Source organism: Streptomyces sp. NPDC021749 (genome assembly GCF_040640655.1).
In the GTDB taxonomy this organism is placed as follows: Bacteria; Actinomycetota; Actinomycetes; order Streptomycetales; family Streptomycetaceae; genus Streptomyces.
In genome coordinates, this window is the sequence record NZ_JBFACE010000009.1 from 150,529 (window position 1) to 163,870 (window position 13,342).

Genomic DNA, 13,342 nt, shown 5'->3' on the forward strand with positions numbered 1-13,342 from the left:
CGGGTCCGCAGGTCGCCGATTCCGGCGCTGCCCTTTGCATGATCATGCGAGATGCTGCATACTCTTTCCATGTCCAAGGTCCTCACCTCCCTCCCCGCCGGCGAGCGCGTCGGCATCGCCTTCTCGGGCGGCCTCGACACCTCCGTCGCAGTCGCGTGGATGCGTGACAAAGGCGCCGTCCCCTGCACCTACACCGCCGACATCGGCCAGTACGACGAGCCCGACATCGCCTCGGTGCCGGGCCGCGCGAAGACCTACGGTGCCGAGATCGCGCGCCTGGTCGACTGCCGCGCGGCGCTGGTCGAAGAGGGCCTGGCCGCGCTGACCTGCGGCGCGTTCCACATCCGCTCGGGCGGGCGGGTCTACTTCAACACCACGCCGCTCGGCCGTGCCGTCACGGGCACCCTCCTGGTCCGGGCGATGCTGGAGGACGACGTACAGATCTGGGGCGACGGCTCGACCTTCAAGGGCAACGACATCGAGCGGTTCTACCGCTACGGGCTGCTGGCCAACCCCCACCTGCGGATCTACAAGCCCTGGCTGGACGCGAACTTCGTGACCGAGCTCGGCGGCCGCAAGGAAATGTCGGAGTGGCTGCTCGCCCACGACCTGCCGTACCGGGACAGCACCGAGAAGGCGTACTCCACCGACGCCAACATCTGGGGCGCCACCCACGAGGCGAAGACCCTGGAGCACCTCGACACCGGCGTGGAGACCGTGCAGCCGATCATGGGCGTGCGGTTCTGGGACCCGTCGGTCGAGATCCCCACCGAGGACGTGACGATCGGCTTCGACCAGGGCCGCCCCGTGACGATCAACGGCAAGGAGTTCGCCTCCGCCGTCGACCTGGTCATGGAGGCCAACGCCATCGGTGGCCGGCACGGCATGGGCATGTCCGACCAGATCGAGAACCGGATCATCGAGGCGAAGAGCCGCGGCATCTACGAGGCCCCGGGCATGGCCCTCCTCCACGCCGCGTACGAGCGCCTGGTCAACGCGATCCACAACGAGGACACCCTGGCCCAGTACCACAACGAGGGCCGTCGCCTCGGGCGGCTGATGTACGAGGGCCGCTGGCTGGACCCGCAGGCCCTGATGGTCCGCGAGTCCCTGCAGCGCTGGGTCGGCGCGGCCGTCACCGGCGAGGTGACGCTGCGGCTGCGGCGCGGTGAGGACTACTCGATCCTCGACACCACCGGTCCGGCGTTCAGCTACCACCCGGACAAGCTGTCCATGGAGCGCACCGAGGACTCCGCGTTCGGCCCGGTCGACCGGATCGGCCAGCTCACCATGCGCAACCTCGACATCGCCGACTCGCGCGCCAAGCTGGAGCAGTACGCCGGGCTCGGCCTGATCGGCACCGCCAACCCCGCCGTCGGCGCCGCGCAGGCGGCCGCGACCGGGCTGATCGGCACACTGCCGGAGGGCGGCGCCGAGGCCATCGCCTCCCGCGGCGAGGTCTCCGACGACGACGCGCTGCTGGACCGCGCCGCGATGGAATCCGGCACGGACTGAACGGACCGAGCGGACCGAGCAGCGGACTCAACGGACTCAACGGAAGCAAGGCGGAACCCACGGGATCAAGGGAATCTACGGACTGATCACCCCCGGGGGTGGCGAGCGGTGCGCTCGCCACCCCCGGGGGTGACGCAGCACCGAAGCGGCCGGTTCAGCGCCCATGGCGCCGAGCCGGCCGCTGTTGTTCGGGAAACGGTTCCGCCGCTCAGGGTATTCGGCGCATCGTTCGCCGGTCCGAGGCGGCCGTATCGCCCGGCTGCGGTCAGAGTGGCATGTGGCGGGATGCTCGGCATGAGGAGAAAGGCGGCACCATGAGCAGACTGATCGTCACCGCGTTCATCACCCTGGACGGCGTGATGCAGGCTCCCGGCGGCCCGAACGAGGACGTCGACGGAGGCTTCGAGCACGGTGGCTGGCAGGTCCCTTACGTCGACGAGGACTTCATGGGCCTCGTCACGGCGATCTTCGAGCGGACCGCCGACCATCTCCTGCTCGGCCGGAAGACCTACGACATCTTCGCCGCCCACTGGCCGCGCGTCACCGACCCGAACGACCCGATCGCCGTCAAGCTCAACTCGATGCCCAAGTATGTCGCCTCACGCACCCGCAACAGCCTGGAGTGGCACAACTCCCACCTGCTGAAGGGCGAGGCCGCACAGTCCGTCGCGCAGCTCAAGGAACGGCTCGACGGCGTGATCATGACGCAGGGCAGCAGCGACCTGATCAGCACCCTGCAGCAGCACGACCTCGTCGACGAGTACCGGCTGCTCGTCAACCCGGTGGTCCTCGGCACCGGCAAGCGGCTCTTCGCGGCGGGTGCCGCCCCGGTCGCCTGGACGCTCACGGAATCCCGCACCACCGGCGCGGGCGTGCAGTACTGCACCTACGAACGGGCGGGCCGACCCGAGTACGGGTCCTTCCTGCTGGACGAGCAGGGGTGAGGACGCCCAGGGGAGGACGCCCACGGTGAGACGCACACGGTGAAGATGCACGCGGTGGCCCGCCGATGCCTTGCCGGGCCACCACCGTCCCGTCCCTGCCCAGCCGTCCCTACCCCACCGCCCCTGCCCAGCCGTCCCTACCCCGCCGTCACCGTGACATAGCCGACCTTGCGCACGTGGCCGCGGTGGGCGACGACCGTCACCGGATAGCGGCCGGGCTTGATGTCGGTGCGGATGGTGGCCGTGCCGAGGAAGCGCGGGTCGTCACCGTCGCCGGCCTTGCTGTCGTCGAAGCGGAGGTGGAGTACGCGGGTGAACGCCGGGGAGGTGGCGGTCAGCCGCGTCTCCTCGCCCGGGTCCGGCGTCACGTCGTGCCACATGACCCCGACTTTCCCTCCTCGGGCGACCCGGATGCTGTGCCCGTGCGGGCTGCTGTCGTAGCCGACGCCCGGTTCGTACAGGGCGGGGCCGTACGCCTTGCCGAGGTAGTCGGGGTCGCCGGGGCGGGGCGCGCGGACGGTCAGGCGCTTGGTCATGATGTGCCGGCCGTGCGGGCCCAGCAGTTCGAAGGTGTACCTGCCGTCCGCCAGGCCGGGCTTGAGCTCCGGCCGGGCCTGGAACGTGCGGGGGTTGTAGAAGTCGGTCACGTCGTGGGTCAGGCGCACGGGCCGTGGCAGGGCCGAGGACCGCACGGTGAAGTGGGTACCCCGCTCACCGGGGTACAGGTCGTCGAAGTACACCCACACCGGCGCCCCGGGGCGGGCCACGCCCTCCGCCTGGTTGAGCTCAAGCGACGGGCGCCGGGACCGCACGACCCGGATCTTGTCGCGGGCGATGGTACGGCCCGCGACGGTGACCGACACCGGGTGCCGGCCGGGCTCGGCCGTCATCGAGAGGGAGGCCGTGGCACGGCAGGAGCCGTCCCGGCAGCGCAGCCGTACCGGCCCGCTGAACGCGGACGACCGGGCCACCACCGGGTCCTCCGGCTCGCACCTGACGCCGTTGAGGTCGATGGCGACCCGTTGTCCGGGGCGGGCGTCGGAATCGCTCTCCACGGCCACGGTGGCCTTGCCCGCGGGGATCGTGCACCCGCTCTTGCCGTTGCGGTGGTCCCCGGTGTGGTCTGCGCCGGTCTTGTGTGCGTTGTGCGCGGACGCTCCCGGGCTCTGCTTCGCCTCGGTCGTGCTCGCCGAATGGGCGCCGCACCCGCACAGCACAAGGCCGGCCGCCAGCGCGCCCATCAGCCTGGACCAGTTCATCGTGTCCCCCAGTCGGTTGGTCATCCGGAGAGATGCCGGGATGGCGATGTTGGTTGCCCCGGGGGCAACGGGCGGGACGTGCCTAGCTGCCATCGGCGCGCCGGAGCTCCGCCGCGAGGTGGTGTTGGAGCGGCTCGCCGACCGCCGCGAGGTCGTGGACGAAGGTGAGCGTGTCCCGGTCGGTCAGGTCGTAGCGGCGGCGGGTGGCGCTGACTTCCTTGGCGGTGGGAGTGAGCGCTACCTGATGGGTGGTCAGGTCGACCGTGCCGTCGCCCGCACGTCCGACCAGGATCTCCGCGACACCGGTGGGCTGGGTGATCAGTGCCTCCACGCGCCCCTCGGACTGCACCCGCCACCAGCCGCTCTCCCGGGCGGCCGGCCGCAGCGGGGCGTCGTCCGTGTCGAGGAGCCAGGCGCGTGCCTCGTAGCGCAGGAAGGGACGCCCGTCATGACTGAAGGTGACCTCCTGGGCGTACGCGAACTCCTCGGCGAGGGTGGGGTACCCGCCCCGCCCCCGGCCGGCCCAGGTGCCCAGGAGCCCGATCAGTGGCGCGAGCAGTGCATGGGGCTCGGGCGCTTCGTCCGGCCGGAACGCGTCGGGGTAGGGATGCTGCGGGGCGAGGTCGGTCATGAGGTGAGCTCCTTGATCGTGGTCGGTGCCGGCGGAAGCCTCGTCTCCCCATGATCGCCCCCTACAGCTCCTCTCCGGGGACCGACAGGTACGCCTCACGCAGAGTGCTCAGCACCGGGTCCTCGACGGCCAAAGAGGCGTCATCGATCGCCGCCAGCGCCCGGACGCCGATGCTCGTGTTGGTGGCGAACGCCGCCCGCATGCCCTTGGCCCGGTCCAGGGTGACGGGTGTGATCCGGTGCTCCACCCGTTGCTGCAACAGCCTCATGGTGACGCCCGGGAGTACCGGAGCCTGCGGCCACACCACGGTGCCGTCGTCGGCGATGAAACCGACGTTCCAGGTCGGTCCTTCGCTGACGTGTCCGTCGGGCCCGACCAACAGGGCATCGTCAAAGCCGGCGACCTGAGCTGCGCGCCGCACGTGCAGGGCCCCGAACAGGCCGCAGTGTTTGACCTGGGGCAGGTCCCGCTCATAGGGCACGCTCCTCGCACGCAGCGGCGGTGGGGGCATCGCCCCGGCCGGACGTACGGTGACCAGCACCCGGGGCTGATCGGCGTCCGCAGGGTGCGCGACATCGACCGCGGGATCGTAGATCGTCGCGCGGACCACGCACGGACCGCGGTGTCCCGCCAGTGCCTGCCGGACGAACCGCCGGACCCGGCCGGTGTCCAGATCGGCGCCCCAGACGGTCCTGCAGTCCGCTACGAGGCGGTCCATGTGCAGGGACACCCCACGGATCCGGTGATCGGCGTCGACCCGCATGGTGGTGAAGTGTCCGTAGCCCGTCAATGCGAGAGGGAGCACGTCATCGGTGAGCACGGGCTTTCCGTCGAGATGCGCCATGCCACACAGCATGGCAGGACGGGCTCCGGCCCGGGTGCCGTAGGGGTGCTGACGGACGCACACCGCTGTTCGTGGGTGTTCCGGGCGGTTTCCACCGCCCGGAACACCCACGCGCCTGAGCAAACCGCCGGCCTACCTGGCGAGTTCGGCCGGCTCGTCCAACCGCGTCAGTTTCTGCGGGTTGGCCACCGCGTGGATGCGGGTGACCCGTCCGTCCTCCACCACGAGGCTCACCGCGGCCAGCCGGCCGTCGATCTCGATCCGGCCGGCGGGCGCGCCGTTGAGCCACACGGCCGACACCGCCCGGCCGGGCCGCGCGAGCAACGTCGCCACCAGCTCGGCCCCGTGGATCGGCTCCCGAGCGGCGGCGGCGATCCCGCCACCGTCGGCGATCAGGACCACGTCCGGCGCCATGACGTCCAGCAGCTCCTGGACCCGTCCGGTACGCAACGCGGCCAGGAACCGCTCCACCACCGCCTGCTGCTCCGACCGGCTCACCTGGACCCGCGGCCGCCTGGCCGCCACATGCTCGCGGGCCCGCCGCGCGATCTGCCGCACCGCGCCCGCGGACTTCCCCACGGCCTGGGCGATCTCGCGGTACGGCATGTCGAAGACCTCCCGGAGCACGAACACCGCCCGCTCCGCCGGCCCGAGCGTTTCCAGCACGGTCAGCATCGCGATCGAGACGCTCTCCGCGAGTTCCACGTCCTCGGCGACATCAGGGCTGGTCAGCAGCGGTTCCGGCAGCCACTCGCCGACGTATTCCTCACGGCGGCGGGACAACGTCCGCAGGCGGTTGAGCGCCTGCCGGGTGACGACCCGGACGAGGTACCCCCGTGGGTCGCTCACCTGCGCCTGGTCGACATCGGCCCACCGCAACCAGGAGTCCTGCAGCACGTCCTCCGCATCGGCCGCCGACCCGAGCATCTCGTAGGCGACCGTGAAGAGCAGGGTGCGATGGGTGACGAACGGGTCCTCGGTCATGCCGTCGACGCCACGCCGGAAGTCACCGGACGCCCGGCCAGCGGAACCTCGCAGGCTTCGGAGAAGCCCTGCGAGGTGACGCCGTTGGCGTTGTTGTTCCTGCTGGCCATGTTGACGAAGGCGATGTACGCGGTGAGTTCGACCATCGCCGCCGGACCGAGCCGGTCCAGCAAACCGGCGTACATCTCATCGGTGACGGTCGGCGGCGTGTTCGTCATGGCCTCGGCGTACTCCAGGACGTCCCGCTCCAGCGGGGTGAACACCTCCGACTCCCGCCAGCGCGGCACCTGGCTCGCCTTGGTCAGGTCCAGGTTCTGGTTCAGCGCCTGGAAGTAGCCGACGTCGAGGCACCAGCTGCAGCCGACCTGCGCCGCGACGGCCATGTGCGCGAACGACTTGAGGTCCGCGTCGGCCGCGTCCCACTCGGCCAGCTTGGCCGAGAACTCCAGGTTGGCCGCGCCGACTTCGGGACTGTGCCACACCACCTCGACGGGCTCGGGCACGGCACCGAGCTGCTTGATCATGTTCTCGCGGAGTTCGGTGGGAAGCTCCGCCTTCGGAACGCGTGGCGACATGGTGTTCTCCCTGTAGGCGTGAATGTCTGCCGTTACGCCATGAAGACACCGCCGGCCCGTCGAATGTGACAACGGGGTCGAGCGGTGATCCGGCTTCCGGTGCGCAAGCCGTGCCACGTACGCCGCGGGCTCACGAGGACCTTGCGGAGCGGCAGGTTCCACGGCCGGCCCTCGGCGCACCGGATCGGCAGCGGCCGACGGGCCGAGGGCGTGGGCCGGGGAAACGGCTTTGCGCCCCCGTGTGATCGGCGTGGATGCTGGTTCGCCGGAGGTACGGAAGATGAGCGACGTGGTGTTGAAGCTGTCAGCCCGTGACCTGGTGCACGCGGACCTGGCGTCGTGCGGATGGGCAGGGTCTGCTCACCACCTGACCGACGTCGCCAGGCAGTTGGAACGTGCCCGGACCGGTGAGGTCGACTACCTCGCGATCTGCCCGGCAACGGACATCCCGGTGGCGAAGGGCGGCGTCGACTACCAGGTCACGGAGGGCGTCGGCACGTTGTGGCAGTTGGCGGTCCACCCCGCATTGCAGTCGTGCGGCATCGGTACGTTCCTCGTCGCATCCGCAGAACTGCGGATCAGGGAACGCGGTCTGCGGCAGGCCGAGCTGGCCGTGGAGGACGCCAACCCACGGGCACGCGCGCTGTACGAACGGCTGGGGTACGTCGCGTACGACCGTCGGCCGGACTCGTGGGACGAGCAAGCCCCTGACGGGTCGTTGCGCCGCTACGAAACGATGTGCACGGTGATGCGGAAGCAACTCGGGTAGGCCCGGTCGCCCGCCCCGGACCTGCCGGCGGACGCACCCTCCGCCCCCGGGCGCGGCCGCACCGTACACCGCCCCCGCTCACGCTTGGTTGCACTCAGGGCACAAGCCCCGATAGGTCATCTCGACCTCGGAGACCGTGAAGCCGAAGCGTTCGGAGGCGGGTAGGCCGGCCAGGGGGTCGCCGACGGGGTGGACGTCGCGGATGGTGCCGCAGTGCGAGCAGACCAGGTGCTGGTGGGGGCGGTGGGCGTTGGGGTCGTAGCGCTTGGCGCGGCCGTCGGTGGCCACCTCGGTCACCTCGCCGAGCGAGACGAGCTCGCCGAGGGTGTTGTAGACGGTTGCGCGGGAGATCTCCGGCAGCCGGACGGTGGCGCGGGCGAGCACCTCGTCCGCGGTGAGGTGGACATGCTCGCCGTCGAGTACCTCGGCGACTACCCGGCGCTGGGCAGTCATCCGCCAGCCGCGTCGGCGGAGCCGGTCCAGCAGGTCGCTCATGACCACCAGCCTTACTGTGCGTCTTCCGGACTGTTCGTCTTCGTTCCGGCCGTTCGTCTTCCGATTCCGGACCGTTCGTCTTCCGGCAAATGAATGCGTACGGGTCTGGCTGTTGTATTGACTTGGACTTCGTCCATCGTAGGATCGGTTCTGGCGACAGCCAAGGGACAGGACAACAGCAGGGAAAGCCCGTGACGGTTGATGGGACGGGTCCGCTCAGCACCGCATCCGGTGCCCTGGCCGCAAGCGGCCGGGACAGCGGGCAGGCGGGTGCCGGCGGCCCGGTGCTGGTCGAGGAGCAGGTCCTGCTGGAGCAGGTCGCCCCCTTCGAGCGGGAGTGCACCCTTCGCGTGCGCGAGAACCGCTGCGCGCGAGACCACGGCCGCCACCACGGCGGGTGCCGGCCGTGCGGTGTCGTCGTCGATGTCCACGACGCGGTCGGAATGGCGTTGTGGCCGACCGTGTCCGGCGATCACGGCCCTCGTTCGTCGAGGCCGAGGTCACCTGCTGGGGCCCACAGGCCCCGGTCGTTTTCCCGTCCGCATTTTCTGAGCACCGTGATCTGCCCAGTTCGGAAGGATTCCCATGTCTGAGAACCACGACGCGATCGTCACGGACCCCAAGCCCCAGGAGGCGGGCGGCTGCCCGGTCGCGCACGGGCGCGCCCTGCACCCGACCCAGGGGGGCGGCAACGCCCAGTGGTGGCCGGAGCGGCTCAATCTGAAGATCCTTGCCAAGAATCCCGCCGTGGCCAACCCGCTCGGGGAGGACTTCGACTACGCCGAGGCCTTCAAGAGCCTCGACCTGCCGGCCGTGAAACGGGACATCGCCGAGGTGCTGACGGACTCGAAGGACTGGTGGCCGGCCGACTTCGGTCACTACGGCCCGTTCATGATCCGCATGGCGTGGCACAGCGCGGGCACCTACCGCATCAGCGACGGCCGCGGCGGCGCCGGCGCCGGCCAGCAGCGCTTCGCCCCGCTCAACAGCTGGCCGGACAACGGCAACCTCGACAAGGCCCGCCGTCTGCTGTGGCCGGTCAAGAAGAAGTACGGCAAGAGCCTGTCCTGGGCCGACCTCATGGTCCTCGCCGGCAATGTCGCCCTGGAGTCCATGGGCTTCACGACCTTCGGCTTCGGCGGCGGCCGCGAGGACGTCTGGGAGTCCGAGGAGGACGTCTACTGGGGTCCCGAGAAGGTCTGGCTCGACGACCAGCGCTACACCGGCGACCGTGAGCTGGAGAACCCGCTCGGCGCGGTCCAGATGGGTCTGATCTACGTCAACCCGGAGGGCCCGAACGGCACCCCGGACCCGATCGCCGCGGCCCGCGACATCCGTGAGACGTTCCGCCGGATGGCGATGAACGACGAGGAGACCGTCGCGCTGATCGCCGGCGGTCACACCTTCGGCAAGACCCACGGCGCCGGTCCCGCGGACCACGTCGGGCCCGACCCCGAGGCCGCCCCGATCGAGCAGCAGGGCCTTGGCTGGAAGAGCACCTACGGCACCGGCAAGGGCGGCGACGCGATCACCAGTGGCCTGGAGGTCACCTGGACCGCCACACCGACCGAGTGGAGCAACGGCTTCTTCAAGAACCTCTTCGAGTACGAGTACGAGCTCACCCAGAGCCCGGCCGGCGCCCACCAGTGGGTGGCCAAGAACGCCGAGGCGATCATCCCCGACGCACACGACCCGTCGAAGAAGAAGCTCCCGACGATGCTCACCACCGACCTGTCGCTGCGTTTCGACCCGGTCTACGAGCCGATCTCGCGTCGCTTCTACGAGCACCCCGAGGAGTTCGCGGACGCCTTCGCCCGCGCCTGGTACAAGCTGACCCACCGCGACCTCGGCCCGAAGTCGCTGTACCTCGGCCCGGAGGTTCCGGAGGAGACCCTGCTGTGGCAGGACCCGCTGCCGGAGGCCGACGGCGAGGTCATCGACGCCGGCGACATCGCCGCCCTCAAGGCCAAGCTCCTCGACTCGGGGCTGACCGTCGCACAGTTGGTGTCCACCGCGTGGGCGTCGGCCTCGACCTTCCGCACCAGCGACAAGCGCGGCGGCGCCAACGGTGCCCGTATCCGCCTGGAGCCGCAGCGCAGCTGGGAGGCCAACGACCCGGACGCCCTCGCCCAGGTCCTGCGCGTCCTTGAGGGCATCCAGGCCGGGTTCAACTCCGGCGCCAAGAAGGTCTCCCTGGCCGACCTGATCATCCTCGGTGGCGCCGCCGCCGTGGAGAAGGCCGCCAAGGACGCCGGTTACGACGTCGAGGTGCCCTTCGCGCCGGGCCGTGTGGACGCCACGGAGGAGCACACCGACGCGGAGTCCTTCGCCGCGCTGGAGCCCACCGCCGACGGCTTCCGCAACTACCTGGGTAAGGGCAACCGCCTGCCGGCCGAGTACCTGCTGCTCGACAAGGCGAACCTGCTGGGTCTGAGCGCTCCCGAGCTGACCGTCCTCGTCGGCGGCCTGCGCGTCCTGGGCGCGAACCACCAGCAGACGTCGCTCGGCGTCTTCACCGACACCCCGGGCAAGCTGACGAACGACTTCTTCGTCAACCTCCTCGACCTGGGTACGACGTGGCAGGCGACCTCGGAGGACCAGACCACCTTCGAGGGCCGCGACGACGCCACCGGCGAGGTCAAGTGGACCGGCACCCGTGCCGACCTCGTCTTCGGCTCGAACTCCGAGCTGCGCGCCCTCGCCGAGGTCTACGCGAGCGACGACGCGAAGGAGAAGTTCGTGAACGACTTCATCGCGGCGTGGGTCAAGGTGTCGAACCTGGACCGGTTCGACCTGGTCTGATCGGCCTGACCCGAACGACCTGGCCTGATTACCCTGGCGTGATCACCTTGCTGTAGGCGTCCGGGCCGGCCCCACGCGGGTCGGCCCGGACGTTGGCGTGCCCGTCGTCGCCCGCATCCCTAGCGCTTCGGGCAGTCGTACTCGTCAGGGCCGGCCTCATGCACAAGGGTTCCCGGTCCCGCCTCGGCCGAGGAGCCGGGGCCTCGGGGCGGCACTCCCCCTGCTGGACAAGGCCACTTCCCGGTCTTCTCGCTCTCCATCGTGCCGTCCGACGCCCCACACGTCGCCCCCTTCCAGGAAGCGGGGGCCAGGAGCACGGCGCCGGCTCTCATACGGCCTGGCTGACCGGACCGCAGCCCCCGGCCCCCACCCCACCCACGCCCCCTTCATCGCACGCTACTGCGCCTTCCCACCGCCTCCCCCGTCTCCTTGGGCGTCGCCGGTGATGTGGTCGAGGTGGGCGACGCGGGCAGCGGCGACCCTGGCAGAGGGCGGGTGAAGGGCGCCGCCTGGGCGTCGACGGTGAAGCGGATGTCGTCGTGGGGCGAGTAGACGTACCAGATGCGTCCTGCCCCGTGGACGCTCGCGACCTTCCCGGGCTTCTTCGCGGGCGTCTGGGCAGCGTGCGCGGCGCCGGGCGCGGGTGCCGCCGTGACGATTCCGGCGAGCACGGCGGCGGCGCCGACTGCACCCAACGGAGCAAAGCGCATGGCGAACTCCCTTTCACAGAAGGCTGATCGGTCCTGTTCGGCCTGTGCGCCGAACGAACAACAGCCTCGCCCGCACCCACCGCCCCCGCCCATCGGCCGACCGGCGGATATCTGCGGCCCCCGCGCGGGCCGTCTCTGCCGTTCGGCGGAGACGGCGCTGATGATCACGACCTCGTACGCTGACACCATGGGGGAAACGACACCAGCCGTGCCGGAGCTCATACTTGGCGGCGTGCCGGCGCTCGCGACCGCAGTCACCGTGGCCTGGGCCCTGGCCCGCCGCCGCACCGCCGCGCACACCCGACTGGCCCGGCCCACGGCGGTCTGCGCACTGTTGTCCCTGACCACCACCGTGGCCGGCAGCGCGCAGGCCGGCTCGCACGGGGAACTCGCGGCGGCAACGCTCCTGTTGCCCCTCATCGCAGCCGTCGCCCGCTGGTCGCCCCCGCGGGAACTGCGCATCACGATCCCCGTCGCAGTCGTCGCGGTGGCCGCTTGGCCGGTGCCGCTGGTCCACGGCGGATTACTGGAACGTACGGGGGTGGCGGCGTTCTGGCTGCTCCCGGCGCTCGCCGCGGCAGCCGTCGGGGGCTATCCGCGCCGGGTGGAGCAGCGTGGGCGGGCCGCGGTCAGCGAGGCCCGGCGGGCCCAGCGCCTCCAGCTCTCCCGCGACCTCCACGACTTCGTGGCGCACGACATCAGCGGCATCGTCGTACAGGCCCAGGCGGCCCGCTTCCTGGCTCCGACCGATCCCGGCCAGGCGGTGCTGGCCCTGGAGCGGATCGAGAAGGCGGGACTGAGTGCCCTGGAGGCGATCGACCGCACGATGCACATGCTGGACGGCGGCGACCAGGAACCGGCGAGCGCGTCGCGCCACCGCCCGGGCATCGCCCAACTCGCCACGCTCGTCGATGACTTCACGGCACTGAGCGATACGGACGTCCGTCTCCACCTGCCGCCGAGCACGGCGGACGCCTTCGCTGACGCTCCGGAGACCGGCGCGGTGGCCTACCGCATCGTGGCCGAGGCGCTCACCAACATCCATCGGCACGCGCCCCGTACGCCCCGCGTGGACATCCGCTTCGCCGCCGTTCCCGCGGGCGTGGAACTGCGCGTGACCAACGAGCCGCCCCTCAAATCCCCCTCCAGCCGACGGCCCACCGCCCCGCGCCGCCGCGGCGGACGCGGCCTCGCCGCCCTCACCGGACACGTACGGGCACTGGACGGCACCCTCACCGCCGGCCCGCAGGACGAGGGCGGCTGGCACCTCACGGCATTCCTCCCCCTGCCGGCCGCCGCCGCGAAGGAGCCGAAGTGACCACCCCCGCCGCCGGCACCCCCGCCCCCAGCCGCCTCACCCGCATCCTCCTCGCCGACGACCAGGCCGACGTACGCAGCGGATTCCGGCTGATCCTCGACTCCCAGCCGGACATGACGGTCGTCGGCGAGGCAGCGGACGGCGCCACGGCCGTCGACCTGGCCCACGAGCTCCGCCCCGACCTGGTCATCGCCGACATCCGCATGCCGGTGCTCGACGGCCTGGAGGTGACCCGCCGCCTGACCGGCCCGGCCACGCCGGACGGGCCCCGCGTCCTGGTCGTCACCACCTTCGACCACGACGACTACGTCCGCACGGCCCTGCGCGACGGCGCCTGCGGGACGAACGCCGGGATAGCGGCACGCCTTTACATCTCCGCGGGCACGGCCAAGACGCACCTCGCCAACATCCAGGCGAAGTTGAAGGTACGCAACCGCGTGGGCATCGCGGCCTGGGCCTGGGAATCGCGCCACCTCCCGTTCGCCGGGCCGTAGGC

General features: G+C 70.9%; 14 protein-coding genes. 6 read left to right on the forward strand and 8 right to left on the reverse strand.

Features of this window, described 5'->3' with window-relative positions:
- Nucleotides 1–69: 69 nt before the first annotated feature.
- Both argG and AB0G35_RS11930 read left to right on the forward strand, forming a co-directional pair.
- Entirely contained in the window at nucleotides 70–1,515 is a 1,446-nt protein-coding gene (gene argG, locus AB0G35_RS11925) for an argininosuccinate synthase (protein ID WP_360947408.1), read from the forward strand.
- Between the two features lie 314 nt (nucleotides 1,516–1,829).
- A complete protein-coding gene (locus AB0G35_RS11930) occupies nucleotides 1,830–2,459 on the forward strand; it encodes a dihydrofolate reductase family protein (RefSeq protein ID WP_360947409.1) in 630 nt (209 codons plus the stop codon).
- Between the two features lie 137 nt (nucleotides 2,460–2,596).
- Here AB0G35_RS11930 and AB0G35_RS11935 read toward each other — a convergent pair whose 3' ends face one another.
- From AB0G35_RS11935 to AB0G35_RS11955, 5 genes are all read right to left on the reverse strand, one after another.
- The gene (locus AB0G35_RS11935; RefSeq protein ID WP_360947410.1) at nucleotides 2,597–3,742 is read right to left on the reverse strand and encodes a hypothetical protein; all 1,146 of its coding nucleotides are present in this window, start codon (nucleotides 3,740–3,742) and stop codon (nucleotides 2,597–2,599) included.
- A 58-nt stretch (nucleotides 3,743–3,800) separates the two neighbouring features.
- Complete coding sequence (locus AB0G35_RS11940) at nucleotides 3,801–4,349, reverse strand: FABP family protein (protein WP_360947412.1); 549 nt, start codon at nucleotides 4,347–4,349, stop codon at nucleotides 3,801–3,803.
- Nucleotides 4,350–4,410: 61 nt separating this feature from the next.
- Nucleotides 4,411–5,193: an aminotransferase class IV family protein gene (locus tag AB0G35_RS11945; RefSeq protein ID WP_360947414.1), complete on the reverse strand. Its 783-nt coding sequence runs from the start codon at nucleotides 5,191–5,193 to the stop codon at nucleotides 4,411–4,413.
- A 132-nt stretch (nucleotides 5,194–5,325) separates the two neighbouring features.
- Nucleotides 5,326–6,177: an RNA polymerase sigma-70 factor gene (locus tag AB0G35_RS11950; RefSeq protein ID WP_360947416.1), complete on the reverse strand. Its 852-nt coding sequence runs from the start codon at nucleotides 6,175–6,177 to the stop codon at nucleotides 5,326–5,328.
- The gene (locus tag AB0G35_RS11955) at nucleotides 6,174–6,752 is read right to left on the reverse strand and encodes a carboxymuconolactone decarboxylase family protein (protein ID WP_360947418.1); all 579 of its coding nucleotides are present in this window, start codon (nucleotides 6,750–6,752) and stop codon (nucleotides 6,174–6,176) included. Before AB0G35_RS11955 ends, AB0G35_RS11950 begins: the two co-directional genes overlap by 4 nt.
- Nucleotides 6,753–7,032: 280 nt before the next feature.
- On the opposite strand from AB0G35_RS11955, the gene AB0G35_RS11960 reads away from it, so the two are divergent.
- Nucleotides 7,033–7,521 carry a GNAT family N-acetyltransferase gene (locus tag AB0G35_RS11960; protein WP_360947420.1) on the forward strand — a complete coding sequence of 163 codons (489 nt, stop codon included), beginning with the start codon at nucleotides 7,033–7,035 and terminating at the stop codon, nucleotides 7,519–7,521.
- A gap of 78 nt (nucleotides 7,522–7,599) precedes the next feature.
- Here the strand turns inward: AB0G35_RS11960 and AB0G35_RS11965 are convergent, their stop codons facing one another.
- Together AB0G35_RS11965 and AB0G35_RS11970 are read right to left on the reverse strand one after the other, a co-directional pair.
- Entirely contained in the window at nucleotides 7,600–8,016 is a 417-nt protein-coding gene (locus AB0G35_RS11965; RefSeq protein ID WP_360947422.1) for a Fur family transcriptional regulator, read from the reverse strand.
- Nucleotides 8,017–8,027: 11 nt separating this feature from the next.
- Nucleotides 8,028–8,447, reverse strand: coding sequence for a hypothetical protein (locus AB0G35_RS11970; protein ID WP_360947424.1), 420 nt, complete (start codon nucleotides 8,445–8,447; stop codon nucleotides 8,028–8,030).
- Nucleotides 8,448–8,601: 154 nt separating this feature from the next.
- Between AB0G35_RS11970 and katG the strand changes: the two genes are divergently transcribed.
- Nucleotides 8,602–10,818, forward strand: a complete 2,217-nt coding sequence (gene katG / locus AB0G35_RS11975; RefSeq protein ID WP_360947426.1) for a catalase/peroxidase HPI — start codon at nucleotides 8,602–8,604, stop codon at nucleotides 10,816–10,818.
- A 386-nt stretch (nucleotides 10,819–11,204) separates the two neighbouring features.
- Here the strand turns inward: katG and AB0G35_RS11980 are convergent, their stop codons facing one another.
- Nucleotides 11,205–11,528 (reverse strand): hypothetical protein, encoded by a 324-nt coding sequence (locus tag AB0G35_RS11980; protein ID WP_360947428.1) that lies wholly within the window; start codon nucleotides 11,526–11,528, stop codon nucleotides 11,205–11,207.
- Nucleotides 11,529–11,760: 232 nt separating this feature from the next.
- On the opposite strand from AB0G35_RS11980, the gene AB0G35_RS11985 reads away from it, so the two are divergent.
- Both AB0G35_RS11985 and AB0G35_RS11990 read left to right on the forward strand, forming a co-directional pair.
- Nucleotides 11,761–12,846 (forward strand): histidine kinase, encoded by a 1,086-nt coding sequence (locus AB0G35_RS11985; protein ID WP_360947430.1) that lies wholly within the window; start codon nucleotides 11,761–11,763, stop codon nucleotides 12,844–12,846.
- A complete protein-coding gene (locus AB0G35_RS11990) occupies nucleotides 12,843–13,340 on the forward strand; it encodes a response regulator (protein WP_360947432.1) in 498 nt (165 codons plus the stop codon). The genes AB0G35_RS11985 and AB0G35_RS11990 overlap by 4 nt, the downstream gene beginning before the upstream one ends.
- The last annotated feature ends 2 nt before the right edge of the window (nucleotides 13,341–13,342 follow it).